Origin of the sequence: Arthrobacter woluwensis, from assembly GCF_900105345.1 — a bacterium.
Classification (GTDB): domain Bacteria; phylum Actinomycetota; class Actinomycetes; order Actinomycetales; family Micrococcaceae; genus Arthrobacter_E; species Arthrobacter_E woluwensis.
Genome location: NZ_FNSN01000003.1, coordinates 2,883,890 through 2,902,401, shown reverse-complemented (window position 1 = coordinate 2,902,401; position 18,512 = coordinate 2,883,890). Strand labels below are relative to the sequence as shown.

The following is an 18,512-nucleotide window of genomic DNA, read 5'->3' as shown; positions in this document are numbered from 1 at the left end:
CCGGAATCAGTGAGCGGGACTCAGCCCCGGGACCGGCGCCAGGAGCCGGGACCGGCCTTCAGCGGCACGTTGAACTGGGCGCGGCGGTGCCAGAAACGCTCGGAGTGACGGGCGGGGCTCGCGGTCTCCTGCGGCTGACCCGCTGCGAGAGCGCTCACGACGGCGGTCAGCGCGGCGAGCTCTTCGGGCGTGGGGTTGCCCCGGGTGACGGTGAGGAACGGCTGGGCGTTCTCCGCGTCACCCTGGGGCGCGTCGGTGGTGGTGGCCATGATCGTCCTTAGAGCGGGATGTTGCCGTGCTTCTTGGCGGGCAGGCCGGCACGCTTGTCCCGCAGGGCCCGGAGGCCACGGATGAGCTGGGTGCGGGTCTCGCTGGGGGCGATGACCGCGTCGATGTAGCCGAGCTCCGCCGCCTGGTACGGGTTGAGGAGCTCGTCCTCGTACTGGCGGATCAGTTCCGCACGGCGGGCCTCGACGTCGCCGCCCTCCGCCTGCACCGCGGCGAGATCGCGGCGGTACAGGATGTTGACCGCGCCCTGGGCGCCCATGACGCCGATCTGCGCGGTGGGCCAGGCGAGGTTGAGGTCCGCGCCGAGCTTCTTGGAGCCCATCACGATGTACGCGCCGCCGTAGGCCTTGCGGGTGATGACGGTCAGCTTCGGAACGGTGGCCTCGGCGTAGGCGTAGAGCAGCTTCGCGCCGCGGCGGATGATGCCCTGGAACTCCTGGTCCTTGCCGGGCAGGAAGCCGGGCACGTCCACCAGGGTCACGATCGGGATGTTGAACGCGTCGCAGTGCCGCACGAAGCGGGCGGCCTTCTCGGAGGCGGCGATGTCCAGGGTGCCGGCGAACTGCATGGGCTGGTTGGCCACGATGCCGACCGTGTGGCCCTCGATCCGGGCGTAGCCGATCATGACGTTCGGGGCGTACAGCGCCTGCATCTCCAGGAAGTTGCCGTCATCCACCACGTTCTCGATCACGCGGCGCATGTCGTACGGGTGGTTCGCGGAGTCCGGGATGAGGGTGTCCAGGGCGAGATCGTCCTCGTCCACGTCGAGCTCCTGGCCGTGCTCCAGGATGGGCGCCTCGGCGAGGTTGTTGCTCGGCAGGAAGTCGAGCAGCTCGCGGACGAATTCGATCGCATCCGCCTCGTCGCTCGCCAGGTAGGTGGAGGTGCCGGTGGTGGCGTTGTGCTGACGCGCGCCGCCGAGGGTCTCCATGTCCACGTCCTCGCCCGTGACCGTCTTGATGACGTCCGGGCCGGTGATGAACATGTGGCTCGTCTTGTCCACCATGACCACGTAGTCGGTCAGGGCGGGGGAGTAGGCGGCGCCGCCGGCGCACGGACCCATGATGAGCGAGATCTGGGGCACGACGCCGGACGCGTGCACGTTGTTGCGGAAGATGTCCGCGAACATCGCCAGAGAGGCCACGCCTTCCTGGATACGGGCGCCGCCGCCGTCGTTGATCCCGATCACCGGGCAGCCGTTGCGCAGGGCGAACTCCTGCACCTTGACGATCTTCTCGCCGTTCACCTGGCTCAGGGAGCCGCCGTAGACGCTGAAGTCCTGGCTGTAGAGGGCCACGAGGCGGCCGTCGACCGTGGCGTAGCCGGACACCACACCGTCGCCCAGGGGCTTCTTCTTCTCCATGCCGAACGCGGTCGAGCGGTGCGTGGCGAGGGCGTCGAACTCGACGAAGGAGCCTTCATCCACGAGCAGGTCGATGCGCTCACGGGCGGTGTTCTTGCCGCGTGCGTGCTGCTTCTCGACGGCCTCCTGGCCGGACGGGACCAGGGCCTGGGCCTGACGGTCCCGGAAGTCGGCGATCTTCCCCGCGGTGGTGGCAAGGTCGTGGCTCATGGTCCTCACTTCCGGTCCGGCACAGTCCTGTGCCGCTGGCGTACGTGTTGCTTGTGCACATTCGACAAGCCTGAGAGCCAGTCTAGCCAGGGGTCCGGCGCTGATCGCTGTAGGAACCCTACAAAGTCCCGTGTCCAGGCATGGACTGCTGCGAGAGCGTCGCCGACAGGGTTCCACATACTAGCGCCCAGTCCGCTCCCCGGCTCTCGCTTCGCTCGGCGGGGGACCCCTCGCGTACTAGGCTGGACAGTATGGACGCACAGGACTCTCAGCACGTGGAAGGGCGTGAGCCGTTCGACGCGGGCATGCTCCGCAACGGCCTGGTCCAGGCCCTCGGTCTCGCCCGGCTGGATCACGTGGACACCACCGGCTCCACCAATGCCGACCTGCTGGCCGCCCTGGGTTCCGAAGACGGCCGGGGCCGCACCGAGTACCCCGACCTCAGCGTCCTGATCGCCGATCACCAGAGCACCGGCCGGGGACGGCTCGACCGGCACTGGGAGGCCCCGCCACGGTCGGCGCTGGCCGTCTCGATCGTGCTGCGGCCGGTCAACGCTCAGGGCCGGCCCCTGCCCACCGATTCTTATTCCTGGTTCTCGCTGCTCGCGGCCGAGGCCTGGTGCCTGGCGCTCGAGGACATCTGCGGCGTCCATGCGGGGGTGAAGTGGCCCAACGATCTCCTCCTCGGTGAGCGCAAGCTCGCCGGCATCCTCGCTCAGCTGCACTTCCCGGCGGACGGCCAGCCGCCCGTCGTCGTGCTCGGGACCGGGGTGAACGTCAGCCTGACCGCGGAGGAGCTGCCGGTTCCCACGGCCACTTCCTTGCTGCTGGCCGGGGCGCGGCCCCTCGACCGGACCGCACTGGTGGCGGCCTATCTGCGCCGTTTCGTCCAGCTCTACCGCGACTACTGCAACTCGGACGGCGACCCCGACGCCGGCCTTGCCGGGGAAGCCTCGCTGCACCACCGTCTGACGCAGTCCACCGTGACACTGGGCCGGACCGTGAAGGCGCACCTTCCCGGAGACCGCGACGTGGTGGGCCGCGCGGAACGGCTCGATCACCACGGCTCCCTGGTGCTCCTCACCGAGGACGGCCTGGAGCACACGGTCACGGCCGGCGACGTCGTGCACCTGCGCCTGCATGGACCCGACGGCGCCGGCGGCTATGCGTAAGGCCCTGCTTCCGGGGGAACAGCTCATCTGCACCACCCGGCCCCAGGCCCGCAGTCTCATCTGGCCCGTCACCGCCGGGATCCTGGCCCTCGCCGCGGCGTCGTTCGCCGCGGCCTGGGTGGGCCGGGGCAATCTGAACCGTCTCCTCCCGTGGCTGCCGCAGGGATCGACGCCGTACCTGACGCTGGCCTGTGTGATCCTCGGCGTGGCCGTGCTGCTGCTCTTCACCCTGCCGCGGGTGATCGCCTGGAACAGCACCCGCTACGTGCTCACGAGCCAGCGGATCCTGATCGTCAACGGCGTCCTCGCCAAGGTCACGCGCCAGTACCTGTTGGCCGGCGTCCAAGCGGTCCAGACCCGCCAGGAACTCCTGCAACGGCCTCTGCGTTCGGGGACTATAACCTTGGAACTGCGGCATGGCGGATTCGGGGTGCTGAGCGACGTCCCGGAGGTGGAGACCTTCCGGTCCTTCATCCAGGATGCGCTCGACGATCTCCCGGACGGGGTCATCTATCCGGACGACACGATCGACGATTTCCACGACCCCGCATTGCCCTGGGAACTGAGAGAAGGTGAAGAGTGAGCGAGGAGACCTCCGGACAGGCCGCCCCCGCCGTCGACCCGCACGAGACGGACTCCGACGCACACACCCCCGTGGTGCCCGTGCCCACCACCTCCCTTCCCCAGGTCGGCTCGGTCCGTGAACTGCAGCGCCGGCTGCTCGGCGGTGACCGGACCCTCCGCCGTCGTGAAGTCGCCTCCGGCGTGGGCGTGTCGCTGCACTCCGCCCGCAAGATCTGGCGCGCGCTCGGCTTCCCGAACTGGGGGGACCAGGACGTCGCCTTCACCGAGTCGGACCAGCAGGCGCTGGAGACGATCGTCGGACTGGTGCGCGAAGGCCTCCTCACCGAGGAGACCGCCATCTCGATCGCCCGTTCCATCGGACAGATGACCGACCGCATGGTCGTGTGGCAGGTCGAGGCGCTCGTCGAAGACCTCATGGCCAACCAGGGCATCCCGGACGCCGAAGCCCGGCAGAACATCGTGGACGTTCTTCCCGCCTTGATCGACCCGCTCGAGCAGGTGCTCCGGTACTCCTGGCGCCGTCAGCTGAATGCCGCGGTCCAGCGGCTCTCGGTCCGCGCCGCCTCCGGCCTTGAGGCGAGCGAGGAAGGCCGTGAAGGCGACGAGGACGACGCTCCGCTGCCGCTGGCCCGCGCCGTGGGTTTCGCCGATCTGGTCTCCTACACGAGCCTGTCCCGCCGGATGAACGAGCGCACCCTGGCTCAGCTGGTCCAGCGGTTCGAGAACAAGTGCGCGGAGATCATCTCCGTGGGCGGTGGCCGGCTGGTCAAGACCATCGGCGACGAAGTGCTCTACGTCGCCGAGACCCCGACCGCCGGCGCCGAGATCTCCCTGGCGCTCTCCCAGGCCTTCGAAGACGACGAGATCCTGCCGAAGACCCGCGTGGCCCTGGTCTGGGGGCGGATCCTCTCCCGCATGGGCGACATCTACGGTCCCACGGTGAACCTGGCCGCGCGCCTCACCGCGCTCGCCGAGCCGGGGACGGTGCTGATCGACTCTCTGACGGCCAGTGTCCTGGCGGGGGACGAGCGCTACATCCTGACTCCTCAGGAGCCGGAGAACGTGCGCGGATTCGGCGAGATCTCGCCGGTTCTGCTGGAGCGGGGAGCGGGCCCGGGGCTCGTGGTGGACTGAGCCTCCCGTAATTATTCATTCGATGTTACTTTTGAGTTGGATCACCGGCGTGAAAAACTCAGGGGACAGGAGCGTCCTGGCGGGGACCGCTCCGACACCGCATTCTCCTGCATGACATCGAAGGATTGACGTGAGCCCTGACGGAACGAAACCACAAGGATTCAGTGCCGGGGGCAAGCGACGGTTCTTCAACCTCGGCCGGACCGGCCGGCGCGTGCTGGGCATCACCTCGGTGACGGTCGTGTCGTTGTCGCTGGCCGCGGCGGCCATCGCGTATCCCGGTTTCAAGACCGCTGATGTGGACCTCAACGACGGCGGCGTCTGGGTCACCTCGAACGCCCGCAATGCGGTGGGCCGCCTCAACTACGCCTCCCGGGTGCTGGATGGCGCGGTCACGCCCGCCAGCAACTCCTTCGACATCCTCCAGTCCCGCCAGAACGTCCTCGTGCAGGACAGTCAGGGCTCGGCCCTCGGCCAGGTCGACCCCGCCAAAGTGCGGCTGAGCGGCGAGCAGAAACTCGCGGCGTCCTCCACGTCCTCGATCGGCGGGGACGTCATCGCGGTGGCGGATCCGTCCAAGGGCCAGGTCTGGGCGATGAAGGCCGAGGCTCTGAGCGGCTACTCACCGGACTCCGCCGAACCCACGGTGAAGGGCAGCGCCGGGATCCGGGCGGCGGTCAGTGCCGACGGCCACGTCGCCGTGGTGGATCCGGCCAAGGGCACCGTCACGCAGTTCTCCCTGGACGACTCCGGCGCCGTCACGGACCGCGCCAGCAGGGACTGGGCGGATCTCAAGGGCGCAGGCGAGGTGCAGATGGCGGTCCTCGGGCAGAAGACCGTGGTGCTCGATCCGGCCGGCGGCAAACTCTTCCTGCCGGACGGCCGCACCGTGCCGGTGCCGGACGCCCGGAACGCCCGCCTCCAGCAGAGCGGGCCGGATGCGGATCAGGTGGCCATCGCCACGCCCACCGCGCTGATCGTCCAGCCCCTCGACGGCGGCAAGGCCACCTCGGTCGACGCCGGCGGGACCGGTGTGGCCGCCGCGCCGGTGCAGCAGGGCGGCTGTGTCTACAGTGCGTGGAGCGGCAGCAACCGCTACGTGCGCAAGTGCGTGAACCCGGCCGATGACCAGCAGCGCGACGTCCCGCAGGCCAGCGCCTCGCCGTCGTTCGTGTTCCGCGTCAACCGCGACCTGGTGGTGCTGAACGACATCAACGCCGGCAACGTCTGGCTGGTGAACCAGAACATGCTGCTGGTCAACAACTGGGACGACGTGATTCCGCCGAAGAACACCTCGCAGGACGCGGACAAGGACTCCGCCGACGAGGTGCAGCAGACCACGCTGCCGGACCGCAGCAAGCCCAACACCCGGCCGGTCGCGAAGCCGGACAGCTATGGCGTGCGCGCGGGCCGCACCACGATCCTCAGCGTGCTGGACAACGACTCGGATGCCGACGGCGACGTGCTGAGGGTGCGGGCGGAAGGCCAGCCGTCCATCGGACGCGTGGAGAGCATCTACGGCGGGACCGGATTCCAGGTCTCCGTGCCGGCGGACAAACGCGGCAGCGCCGAGTTCAAGTACATCGCGGACGACGGACGAGGAGGTCAGGACGCGGCGCAGGTGACGCTGGACGTCGTCCCGCCCGAGGTCAACCGCAAGCCTCAGCTCAAGCCGGGGCGCGTGCCCAGCCTGGTCCTGCAGCAGGGCAAGCAAGTGGTGCAGAACGTCCTGCCGGACTTCATGGACCCGGATGGGGATGACATGTTCCTCACCGGCGCCACCAGCAGCAATGCCGGCGACGTGGTGCGCACGCGGCCGGACGGCCAGCTGACGCTCCAGGACGCGGGGTCCTCGCCGGGCAAGCGCACCCTGACGCTCCGGGTCTCGGACGGACGCGACACGGCCGAGATCCGCGTGACGGCCGACGTCAAGCCGCCGAGCGCTCTGCCGCCGCTGGCCAACGCGGACTCGGTCATCGTGCCCGCCGGCCAGAAGATCACCGTCGCTCCCTTGAAGAACGACGTCGACCCGCTCGGCGGATCCCTCCGGCTCGCCCGAGTGGCTCCCGACGCGCAGTCGACGGCGGTGATCGGCGCCGACCAGCAGACCTTCCAGTTCAGTTCGACGCTGGTGGGCACCCATTATGTGACCTACACCGTGACCAACGGCCCGGCCGCGGCGCAGCAGCTCGTGCGCGTGGACGTGGTCCCGTCGAACGCGGACGGCCCGCCGATCGCGGTGCGCGACGTCGCGCAGCTGCCGAGCGGCGGCAGCACCCTGGTGGACGTCCTCGGCAACGACTTCGACCCCGCCGGCGGCGTGCTGGTGGTGCAGTCGGTGACGCTTGCGAACGGCGCACCCGTGAGCGTCTCCGTCCTGGACCACAGCGTCGTCCGCGTGACGGATCTGCACGCCCAGGGCACCGTGACGCTCAAGTACTCCATCTCCAACGGCAAGGCGTCCGCCACGGGCGAGATCGCCGTCGTGGTGATCCCGTCGCCGTCGAAACTGCCGGCCCCGCAGGCCAAGGACGACGAGGCCACGGTCCGCGTGGGTGACGTGGTCACCATCCCGGTCCTGGCGAATGACGTCGACCCGAACGGTGGGAAGCTGACACTGGACTCGAAGCTGCCTGAGGTGCCGGACAGCGCCGACGGCCGTATCTTCACCTCCGGCAACACCGTCCGTTTCCTCGCGGGCCCGACCCCCAAGACGGTCTACGCCACGTACAAGGTGCTGAATGAGTCCGGTCAGGCCGACTCCGCGCAGCTCACCATCCGGATCAAGGCCCGCGACGACGAGCGCAACGCCCGTCCCGAGCCGAAGAACGTCACGGCGCGCGTCCTGGCCGGGATGAAGATCAAGATCGCCATCCCGCTGGACGGCATCGACCCCGACGGCGACTCCGTGGAGCTCGTGGGCGTCGACAAGGCGCCGGCCCTGGGCACGGCCGTGCTGGGGGAGGGCGTCATCGAGTACATCGCCGGCTCCGCCTCGGCCGGAACGGACACCTTCACCTACCGGGTGCGGGATCGCATCGGCGCCGAGAACACCGGCACCGTGATCGTCGGGGTGGCTCCGGCCGCGTCCGTCAATCAGAAACCACTGGCGGTGGACGATTACGCCGAGGTCAAGCCCGGCCGACGGATCGCCGTCGACGCCCTGGCCAATGACTCGGATCCTGACGGGGACCCGATCGCGCTCGTGAAGGACCGCTTCGAGAGCGAGTCCGGTCTCAACGCGTCCGCCACCGAGAACGGGCGCGTCCTTCTGACCGCGCCGGGCGCGGAGGGCACCCACAACATCCGCTACACGATCGTCGATGACAAGGGCGCGCAGGCGAGTGCCGTCGTCGTCCTCAAGGTCAACCCGAAGGCCGTGGCCAAGGCGCCCATCGCCAACGATGACCACGTGACCCTCGCGGAGACGCTCGGCAAGACGGCCGTCGACATCCCGGTGCTGAAGAACGACTCGGACCCGGACGGGGTGACCGAGGATCTGAAGATCACGTTCCCGGACGGCAACCCGAACGCGAGCCTGGGCCCGGACGGCAAGGTGCGCGTGAAACTCGCGGAGAACGCCCAGCTCATCCCGTACACCGTCACCGACCTGGACGGGTTGACCGCCACCGCCATCATGCACGTGCCCGGTCAGGGCAAGATGCTGCCCGCACTCAAGAACAGTCAGGTGGTCGAGGTGACGGCGGGTCAGAGCGTCGACCTCAAACTGTCGGACTATGTCGCCGTGCGCCCGGGACGGACGCCCCGCATCACCGTGGCCGAGAAGATCAAGGTCATGGGCGCCTCCGCGGAGAAGGTGCTCGGCTCCGACGGTGCCACCCTGCACTATGCGGCCCTGAAGAACTTCGTGGGCCCGGGCTCGGTGACCTTCGAGGTCACGGATGGCAGCGGCCCGGACGACGCCGACGGCCTCAAGTCCACCCTGACCATCCTCACCAAGGTCAACCCGGATCCCAACGCCAACCACGCGCCCACGTTCCTGGGGAGCCCGCTGGACGTTCCGGACGGGGAGACCGTCACCCTGGACCTCAGCCGTCTCGCGAAGGACGTCGATCAGGGCGATCAGGAGAAGCTGCGCTTCGCCCTGGACGGCACGCCGTCGGCCGAGAAGTTCGGGATCACCCTCGAAGGGTCACAGCTCAAGGTGACCGGAAAAGCCGGCACCGCCGCCGGCGCCCGCCAGGTGGTGGGCGTGACGGTGACCGATGGCCGATCGGAACCGGTGCGCGCCGAGATCTCCCTGCAGGCGGTCGCGTCCACGCGCCCGCTCCCGGTCGCCAATGACGACGTGGTGGACAAGGCCGACGCCGGGAAGCCGGTGACCGTCAAGGTCACCGAGAACGACGTCAACCCCTTCCCGGGAAGCCCGCTGAAGGTCGTGGATGCCCAGGTCGAGACGGGGAGCACGAACGGGTCGCCCGTGATCAACGGGGACTCACTCACCGTCACGCCGGCAGCGGACTACCGCGGCGTCCTGGTGGTGCGCTACTCGCTGGAGGACAAGACGCAGGATCCGTCCCGCCGTGCGACGGGCCGGGTGAAGATCACGGTCCGGGCCGCGCCGGACGCTCCGTCCGCGCCCACCGCGACGGATGTCCGCAACAAGACGGCCGTGCTGCACTGGTCGCCGCCCTCGGACAACGGCGCGCCGATCACCAAGTACACGGTGCGGTCCAACAGCGGGTTCACCCAGGAATGCACCACCACCACGTGCACGCTGACGGGGCTGAAGAACAATGTCCCGTACCGATTCACCGTGGTCGCGACCAACGAGGTGGGGGACTCGAAGCCGTCGGCAGAATCCAACGAGGTCCGCCCGGACGTGAAGCCCAACCAGCCGGACGCCCCTACGGTGAAGGCCGGGAACCAGAACATGGCGATCACCTGGGCCCCCGCGAAGACGGAGGGCTCGCCGGTGACGAGCTACAACCTGGAGATCTCCCCGCCGCCCGCCAGCGGTGTGGGGAGCAAGACCGGCGTCACCGGGCTGAGCTACACCTGGTCCGGACTGACGAACGGCACCGAGTACAGGGTCCGCGTCCAGGCCGTGAACAAGGCGCCCACGCCGTCCGACTGGAGTTCCTACTCCGCGTCGGATCACCCGGCGGCCCCGCCGGCGCAGCCGGCCGCCCCCACCACTCGCGTGCTCTCCGCCGTGGGCACGACGAACCAGGTCGCCGTCGACTGGGTCGCCCCGGACCCGCACGGCGACCCCGTGAAGAACTACTTTGTGACCCGCCACGGCGGTGGACAGGCAGATCTGACCAAGACCGTGTCGGGGAGCGCGCTCAGCACGGAGTTCCAGGTTTCGAACCAGGAGACCGAGTACACCTTCACGGTGCAAGCGGAGAACAAGGCCGGCAAGAGCCCTGTCTCGGCGCCGAGCGCCCCCCGCCGGGCGACAGGCAAGCTGGGGACACCCCAGGGAGTCAAGGCGACGCCGGCCAACACGGGAGGGAACGGCCACCAGATCACGGTGAACTTCACACCTCTCACTGCCGCGCAGCGCAACGGGTCCAGCGTCTCCGAAGTCAGCTACCACTACAACGCGAGCCCGTCAGGGCAGACCGGAAGGATTACCCCCGGCCAGACCATCGGGGGGCTCTCTAACGGGAGTGCTCAGACGATCACCGTGGTGGCCGACTCGACTGTGGCGCCCAGTTCCGACGCCAGCGCGCCGTCCAGCACCACCCCCTATGGCGCGCCGGGCACTCCGAGCGCCTCGGGCCAGGATGGAGCGCTCAACAACACGAACGTGAAGTTCAACTGGTCCTCGCCGCCGGATGCCACCAACGACGTGGCCGTCACGAAGATCAGCATCGATAACGGCGCGTGGCAGACCGTGGCGGCCAACGGGTCCCGGACCTACGACACGGGCGGCTACAGCAAGAGGGCGACCATCAGGGTGCAGACCTTCAATTCACTCGGGACCGCTGGGTCGATCGCCTCGGCGAGTGCGACCTCGGGGGCGCACAAGACCGAATGGCAGACTGCCTTGAATCCGGCGGTCGTGGAACGGAGCTGCAGTTACACCTACAACGGAGTGAACTGGAGCGATGCCAACCACACCTGTGACGGTCAGGCCAATTACAACGCGCCCTGGTTCGGCCCGGGTGATTCCTTCGCGGTGAAGTGCTGGGTGACTTTCGATAATCGATACCAAGCCGACGGAGGCGGAATCGGTAACAAGGGCAGCTTCAATTGGTACCAGGTCGCGAATGGATCCAAGAACGCGGGACGGTACGTCATCACTGGTCACACCACCCTGGGCGAGCCCGGCGGTAACGACGTGCCGCACTGCTGAGGCGCCAAACGAAGGCGGGAGAGCGTCTGCCATGGGGAGCAGTCCCCATGGCAGACGCTTGCACCGGTTATTCTGCCGAAGTTACTTTTGAGTCTGGAGTGTGAGTGCAAGACTCGCTACATATGACTGACCTCATGGGGGAGGTCCGTTCTTCTCCTTGACCGACTACGACCCGTGAGGACCGCACCGTGAGCCCAGCCGGCAGCTTCCCCAGATTCGGGCGGAGAGCCCGGCGCGTCATCGCGGTGACCTCGGTGACAGCCATTTCGCTCTCCCTGGCGGCCGCGGCGATCGCCTACCCGGGTTTCAAAACCGCGGATGTGGACCTGAACGACGGCGGCGTCTGGGTCACGTCCAACGCCCGCAACGCCGTGGGCCGGCTCAACTACGCGTCCCGGGTGCTTGACGGAGCTGTCACGCCCGCCAGCAATCGCTTCGACATCCAGCAGGACGCGAGCCGCATCCTGGTGCAGGACGGCGCCGGAAGCAGCGTGAACGCGGTGGATCCCGCGGCCGTCCGGCTCGGCCCCGACTTCAAGCTGCCACCCACCACCTCCCTCTCCCTGGGCGGCCAGACGGTCGCGCTGACCGAGGTGTCCAGCGGCAAGGTCTGGGTGACGACCCCCGAGGAGCTCTCCGGCTTCAATCCCGAGAACACGCCCGTGGCCGTTCAGGGCGCCAACGGACAGAACACCTTGACCGGGCCGGACGGGACGGTGCACACGCTGAACCGCTCCAAAGGCGAGCTGACGGAACTGCGGCAGTCCGCCCCGGGGGCCGGTGTCGAACGCCAGACCAGGACCGTGACCGCGCTCAAGGACACCGGCGATCTTCAGCTCACCACGGTGGGTGACACCGTGGTCGCCTTTGAAGCGACGAGCGGCCGGGTGATCCGGGAGGACGGTTCCAGCATCACGATCCCCGACTCTCGCGATGCGAAACTGCAGCAGCCCAGCTCCGGAGGGGACGCCGTCGTGCTCGCGACCCCTACCGCGCTGTGGAAGGTTCCGCTGTCCGGCGGCGAGGCCGCCAAGACGCCGGTCGACGGCTCCGGCGCCCCGGCCGCCCCGGTGCAGCTGAACGGCTGCACCTACGCCGCCTGGGCCGGTGTCAACAAGTACGTCCGGCAGTGCCAGAACCCGGCGGATGACAAGAAGCAGGACATCCCGCAGGCCAGCAAAAGCCCGCAGTACGTCTTCCGCGTCAACCGGGACAACGTGGTCCTGAACGATGTGAACTCCGGCGTCGTGTGGCTGGTCAACCAGGACATGCTGCTGGTGGACAACTGGGACGAGGTCATCCCTCCGAAGAACCACAACTCGAACCAGGACGACAATTCCTCCGACACCACGGCTCGGAACGTCCTCCCGGACCGCACCAAACCGAACCGGCCCCCGACGGCCAAACCGGACACGTTCGGCGTGCGGCCCGGCCAGACCACGGTCCTGCCCGTGCTGGAGAACGACTCGGATCCCGACGGCGACGTCCTGACCGCGTCCGTGGAGGGCAACGGGCCCAAGGCGGGCACGGTCGAGCCCATCTACGGCAAGACGGCCTTCCAGATCGCAGTGCCGGCCTCCACGGCGCCCGGCACCGAGACCTTCCGGTACACCGCCAACGACGGCCGCAGCGGCACGAACACCGCCCAGGTCACCTTGCGGGTGGTGGGTCCCCAGGAGAACTCGGTTCCGCGGCTGAAGGCGGAGCGCAGGACCACCCTGGTGGTGGAGAACGGCAAACAGGTCAGCCAGAACGTCCTGCTCGACTGGATGGACCCGGACGGCGATGAGCTCGTGCTCATGGATGCCAAGACTGAGAACCCCCAGGACCTGGTGAAGGTCCGCCGCGACGGCATGCTCACCTTCCACGACGCGGGCACCGGCCCCGGCCGCAAGACCGTGTCCATCACGGTGTGGGACGGACGGGAATCCACCACGGGCCGCGTCACGGTGGACGTGCGGCCCAACGGCGCGCTGGTTCCGCAGGTCAACGCTGACCACGTCAACGCGGTGGCAGGCCAGCCGACCACGATCTCCCCGCTGAAGAACGACGTCGACCCGAACGGCGGCAACCTCCGCCTCGCGAGCGTCGACGCTCAGGGCAAGGCCCAGCTGGGCCCCGTCACCGATGCCGGGACGTTCACCTTCCTGGCGAAGTCCGAAGGCACCTATTACCTCAGTTACGTCGTCAGCAACGGCCCGCAGAGCAATGTGGGGCTCATCCGCGTGGATGTGGCGTCCGGACGCGAGGAGGGCGCGCCGTCGGCCGTGCATGACGTCGCGCTCCTGCCCACCGGCGGCCAGGCGCTCGTCGCGCCGCTGGAGAACGACGACGACCCCGCCGGCGGTGTGCTGGTGCTCCAGTCGATCACCGTCGACCCGGATTCCGGGATCTCGGCGACGATCCTGAACCACGAGGTCCTGCGGATCACCGATGTCCGCGGCGCCAACGCCCCGAGCACCATCCGCTACACCATCTCCAACGGCAGCAAGTCCGCCACGGGGACCATCTCCGTGATCCCCGTGCCGGCCCCGGCGGTCATCCAGGCGCCCGAGCCGAAACCGGACGAGGTCAACGTCCGGGTGAACGACGTCGTGACCATCCCCGTCCTGGCCAACGACACCCACCCGCAGGGTGAGGAGCTCAGCGTCGACCAGAAGCTCACGGAGCTGCCCGACGCCGCGGAGGGCAAGGCGTGGGTCTCCGAGAAGACCGTGCGATTCCTGGCGGGCCCGACCCCGAAGACCGTGCGCGTCGTCTACAACGCCGTGGATCCCCAGGGCCAGAAGAGCGCTGCGCCGGTGACCATCCACATCCTGCCCATCGAGGGCCGCGAGAATTCCCGGCCCCAGGCCAAGAGCGTGACCAGCCGCGTGATCGCGGGCGGCACGGTGCGGATCGCGATCCCGATGGACGCGGTGGATCCCGACGGCGACTCGGTCCAGCTCGTGGGCGTGGAAAGCGCCCCGAAGAAGGGCACGGTCCAGCTCGGCAGCAACTACATCGACTACACGGCCGCCACGGACGCCTTCGGCACGGACACCTTCCAGTACCGGATCCAGGACCGGCAGGGCGCCGTCGCGACGGCCCTCGTGACCGTCGGCGTGGCGCCGCTGCCCGAGGTGAACCAGAGCCCGTCCGCCGTGGACGACTCGGTCACGGTCCGGCCCGGGCGTGAGGTCGCAGTCGCGGCCCTGGCGAATGACTCGGACCCGGACGGCGACACCATCGGCATCCTCAAGGACCGGCTCGACGCCAACGCCGCATTGAAGGCCACTGTGAGCGACACGAGCCACCGGATCCTCGCCACCGCTCCGCAGGAGGAGGGGACCGCGAGCCTGCGGTACACCATCGCCGACTCCCGCGGCGCGACGGCGGACGCCTCCGTGCGGATCATCGCGCGGAAGGACGTGCCGCTCAAGGCGCCCATCGCGCGGGACGACCGCGTGACCCAGGCGCAGACACTCGGCAAGACGAGCGTCGACGTGCCGGTCCTGGACAACGACGAGGACCCTGACGGCGTGGGGGAGAAGCTCAAGATCTCCAGCGAGAACCCCAACGCCCATCCGAACGGCAAGGGCGGCCTGGCGGTCAACCTGACCAAGGACGCGCAGCTCGTCCCGTACACCGTCGAGGACGTGGACGGACTCAAGGCCACCGCGATCGTCTGGGTCCCGGGCGTGGGGGAGCAGATCCCGGTCCTGGCGAAGGACGACGTGCTCGAGGTCAAGGCCGGCAGCAGCCTGGACTACCAGCTCAAGGAATGGGTGAAGGTCCGTGACGGGCGCACCCCGCGGATCACCCAGGTGGACCGCGTCACCATGATCGGCGCCAACGCCCAGGACGCCGTCCGCGATAACGGCGGCTCGCTGCGCTACACCGCGAACCGGGAGTACGTGGGCCCGGGTTCACTGAGCTTCGAGGTCACCGACGGCGACGCGCCGGACGATCCCAAGGGCCTCAAAGCCACCCTCACCATCCGCACCAAGGTGATCGCCGATCCCGACCGAAACCACCCGCCGCGGTTCCTCGGCAGCACCGTCGAGGTGGCGGAGGACGGCGGCGCCACGGTGGACCTGTCCAAGCTCGCCAGCGACCCCGACTCCCGCGACCAGCTGCGCTTCTCCCTGGAGGGCGACGCCCCCGCGGGCTTCGACGCCGGCGTCGACGGCGCGACGCTCAAGTCCTCGCTCAAGGGCGAACCGAAGCCGGGCACGCGCGGCACGCTGCGGATCAAGGCCGACGACGGGCGGGGCGGCACCGCCGTCGCGTCCTTCACGCTCGTGGCCAAGGCCTCCGTCCGGCCGCTGCCGGTGGCGAACGACGACACGGTCGCGGATGCCGACGCGGGCAAGCCCCGTTCGGTGCCGGTGCTGGCCAATGACGTCAACCCGTATCCCGAGACGCCGCTGAAGATCGCCAGCGCCGTGGTCGAGACCGGCAACGGCACGGCGCTCGTGCAGGGCGACCAGGTCCAGGTGACCCCGGCACAGGGCTTCAGCGGCACCATGGTCGTCGCCTACGCGGTCCGGGACAAGAAGGACGACCCGAGCCGTACCGCCACCGCGCGGATCAGGCTGACCGTGCGGGACAAGCCGGACGTTCCGGGCACACCGAGCGCCAGTAATGTGGGTGACCGCACCGCGCTGCTGACCTGGCGTCCGCCCGCGGACCGCGGCGCGCCCATCGAGCACTACACCGTCAAGGGCGAGGGCGGCTTCACGCAGCAGTGCCCGGCGAACAGCTGCACGCTGACGGGCCTCACCAACAACGTGAAGTACCACTTCACGGTGACGGCGACCAACGCCGTCGGCGAGTCCCAGGCCTCGGCGCCGTCGGCGGAGGTCCGCCCGGACACCCGCCCGGAGCAGCCGAACCCGCCGACCACCAAGTTCGGTGACCAGCAGATCTCCGTGGCCTGGCAGCCGCCGGTCACCAAGGGCTCACCGGTCACGTCCTACGAGCTCGAGATCTCCCCGCCCGCTCCGAACGGGGTGTCCAGCAAGCCGGGCCTGAAAGGCACGAGCACCGTGTGGACGGGGCTGAAGAACGGCGTGGCGTACAAGTTCCGGGTCAGGGCTTCCAACCAGGCCCCGGAGCCCAGTGAGTTCAGCGCCTATTCGGCGGCCGAAACCCCGGCCGGCGTCCCGGCGCAGCCGCAGGCGCCGCGTGCGACGTCGGCGGAATCCCTCGGTACGCAGAGCCAGTTGACCGTCGAATGGACCGCCCCGGATCCCAACGGCGCCGCGATCTCCGCCTACACTCTGACCACCTATCAAGGTGGGGCCGTGGTCAAGACCCTCAGCGTTCCCGGCGGCCAGACGAGCGCGAATGTCTCCATGGACAATTCCGAAGCGGATTACAGCTTCACGGTGAGTGCCACGAATAAGGCGGGCAAGGGTGCCACGAGTGCCCGGTCAAACGCGGTCCGGGCTGCCGGGCAGCCCGGGCAGGTGACCAATGGGTCGGTCGCGCCCACCGGGCAGTCCGGAGAACTCAAGGTGACTTTCACCCCCTTGAGCGGGCCCGCGCGCAACGGGTCCACGAGTGACGAGATCAGCTACACCTGGCGCTCCAGCAACGGCGTGGGTGGATCCATCCCAGCAGGGGGCGGAAATGTCAACGTCGGCGTGAACGGCAGCAACATCGCCATCACCATCATGGCGCACTCGACGCGGAGCAGCCGGGCCGGCAACGACACCAACGTGGGCTCCGGCAATCCCTACGGTCCGCCGGACGCTCCGGTGGTGAAGGGCAGCCAGGCATCCCGCGGAGACAAGACCGTCAGCTGGACCTGGAACACCCCGGCGAACAACGGCCGGGCGATCCAGTACTACCAGATCAACTACGACGGCAACGGCTGGCAGAATGTGAGCGCCGGCACCCACAGCTACTCCCGCAGCGTGGCGAACTACAGCGTCACCAAGACGCTTCGGGTGAGGGCCTTCACGGTCGTCGTGGGTCCGGCCGGCTCGGACACCTCGACCTCGGGTGCGGCACCGGAACAGGACAAGGTCTCGGTGACCGCTTCGTCGGTGAACAGTTGCACGGAGGCGACGGGTGGTCAGAACGGCCGGACCGGTTACAGCGCCGGACCGCCCAAGTCCTGCTACGGAGTTGCGAGTGGTGGCGGCACGGCCGCGCCGTTCCCGTGGCTCCACACCGGGAACGACGTCCCTGTGGACCGCTGCGGCAACCCGTTTGGCGGTTCGGGCTGGTACCACATTTCCGGTGGCGCCTACGCGGACCGCTGGGTCCGCGCCGACACCGTGCGGGTGGTTTCCGGAAACGTGCGTTGCTAGTCTCGGTCCACCCGGCATACACCGGCCATCCAGAAAACGCCCTGGCCCAGTACACTCCCCAACAGATTCACTCGACACAAAGGAACACAGCATCATGACGATGACCACCGAGCAGGCCACGTGGTTCGCCGGGACCTTCGAGAAACTCGTGGCCAACGTCGGCCAGGCGGTGCTGGGCAAGCAGCACGTCATCCGGCTGACGGTCATGAGCATGCTCGCGGAGGGCCACGTGCTCTTCGAGGACGCCCCGGGGACGGGCAAGACCTCCCTGGCCCGCGCCCTGGCGGCGAGTGTCCAGGGGACGCACAACCGCATCCAGTTCACCCCGGACCTCCTGCCGTCCGATGTGACGGGCGTGAACATCTACGACCAGAAGACGCAGCAGTTCAATTTCCACGAAGGCCCGGTGTTCGCCAACATCGTGCTCGCGGATGAGATCAACCGTGCCTCGCCGAAGACCCAGTCGGCGCTCCTGGAGGTCATGGAGGAATCCCGGGTGACCGTGGACGGCGTGACCTACGAGGCCAAGCGCCCGTTCATGGTGCTCGCCACCCAGAACCCGATCGAGCAGGCGGGCACCTACCGCCTTCCGGAAGCCCAGCTGGACCGCTTCCTGATCAAGACCAGCATCGGCTACCCGGACCACAACTCCACGGTGGAACTGCTGAGCGGCGCGAGCCTCAAGGACCGCTCCAAGGCCCTCACCCCGATCATCACCACCAAGGCGATCGCGGACATGGCGGACCTGGCGTCCACCAACCACGTGGATCCCGCCGTGCTCGGCTACATCTCGCGCCTGACCGAGGAGACCCGCAACGCGCCGCAGACCCGTCTGGGCGTGTCCGTGCGTGGCGCGCTCGCCATGGTTCGGGCCGCCAAGGTGTGGGCCGCCGCGCAGGGCCGGAACTTCGTGCTGCCGGACGATGTCAAGGAACTGGCCCCGGTGGTGTGGACCCACCGTCTGGTCATGGACCCGGAGGCGGAATTCTCCGGGGCGACCCAGGAGCAGGTGATCTCGCGCGTCCTCACCGAGATCGCGGCGCCTCAGCAGAGGGCCTGACCTTCCGCCGTTCACACGGCCCCGACATGACCGTCCCTACGGAGTTGAAGGCACACCACAGATGAGTGAGAAC

General features: G+C 68.6%; 8 protein-coding genes. 6 read left to right on the top strand and 2 right to left on the bottom strand.

Translation table 11 applies throughout. The features are described 5' to 3' along the window. Positions 1 to 20 precede the first annotated feature (20 nt). Positions 21 to 269: an acyl-CoA carboxylase subunit epsilon gene (locus BLV63_RS13815; protein ID WP_066216916.1), complete on the bottom strand. Its 249-nt coding sequence runs from the start codon at positions 267 to 269 to the stop codon at positions 21 to 23. 8 nt (positions 270 to 277) lie between these two features. Then, positions 278 to 1,861, bottom strand: coding sequence for an acyl-CoA carboxylase subunit beta (locus BLV63_RS13810; RefSeq protein WP_066216919.1), 1,584 nt, complete (start codon positions 1,859 to 1,861; stop codon positions 278 to 280). A 251-nt stretch (positions 1,862 to 2,112) separates the two neighbouring features. Here BLV63_RS13810 and BLV63_RS13805 point away from each other — a divergent pair, with 251 nt between their 5' ends. The 6 genes from BLV63_RS13805 (at position 2,113) to BLV63_RS13780 (ending at position 18,439) form a co-directional block, all read left to right on the top strand. Next, entirely contained in the window at positions 2,113 to 3,033 is a 921-nt protein-coding gene (locus BLV63_RS13805; protein WP_066216921.1) for a biotin--[acetyl-CoA-carboxylase] ligase, read from the top strand. Then, positions 3,026 to 3,616, top strand: a complete 591-nt coding sequence (locus BLV63_RS13800) for a PH domain-containing protein (RefSeq protein ID WP_066216927.1) — start codon at positions 3,026 to 3,028, stop codon at positions 3,614 to 3,616. The genes BLV63_RS13805 and BLV63_RS13800 overlap by 8 nt, the downstream gene beginning before the upstream one ends. A 71-nt stretch (positions 3,617 to 3,687) precedes the next feature. Next, on the top strand, positions 3,688 to 4,752 hold the full coding sequence (locus tag BLV63_RS13795) for an adenylate/guanylate cyclase domain-containing protein (protein WP_066216948.1): 1,065 nt from the start codon (positions 3,688 to 3,690) through the stop codon (positions 4,750 to 4,752). 130 nt (positions 4,753 to 4,882) lie between these two features. Then, a complete protein-coding gene (locus BLV63_RS13790; protein ID WP_082724297.1) occupies positions 4,883 to 11,077 on the top strand; it encodes an Ig-like domain-containing protein in 6,195 nt (2,064 codons plus the stop codon). 254 nt (positions 11,078 to 11,331) lie between these two features. Next, positions 11,332 to 17,379, top strand: coding sequence for an Ig-like domain-containing protein (locus tag BLV63_RS13785; protein ID WP_254780561.1), 6,048 nt, complete (start codon positions 11,332 to 11,334; stop codon positions 17,377 to 17,379). 94 nt (positions 17,380 to 17,473) lie between these two features. Further along, complete coding sequence (locus tag BLV63_RS13780; protein ID WP_066216929.1) at positions 17,474 to 18,439, top strand: AAA family ATPase; 966 nt, start codon at positions 17,474 to 17,476, stop codon at positions 18,437 to 18,439. Positions 18,440 to 18,512: the final 73 nt, after the last annotated feature.

Bases quoted from the DNA above. Each gene is read 5' to 3' on its own strand.
- BLV63_RS13800 (WP_066216927.1), top strand. From the start codon at position 3,026: ATGCGTAAGGCCCTGCTTCCGGGGGAACAGCTCATCTGCACCACCCGG.
- BLV63_RS13780 (WP_066216929.1), top strand. From the start codon at position 17,474: ATGACGATGACCACCGAGCAGGCCACGTGGTTCGCCGGGACCTTCGAG.
- BLV63_RS13805 (WP_066216921.1), top strand. From the start codon at position 2,113: ATGGACGCACAGGACTCTCAGCACGTGGAAGGGCGTGAGCCGTTCGAC.
- BLV63_RS13810 (WP_066216919.1), bottom strand. From the start codon at position 1,861: ATGAGCCACGACCTTGCCACCACCGCGGGGAAGATCGCCGACTTCCGG.
- BLV63_RS13815 (WP_066216916.1), bottom strand. From the start codon at position 269: ATGGCCACCACCACCGACGCGCCCCAGGGTGACGCGGAGAACGCCCAG.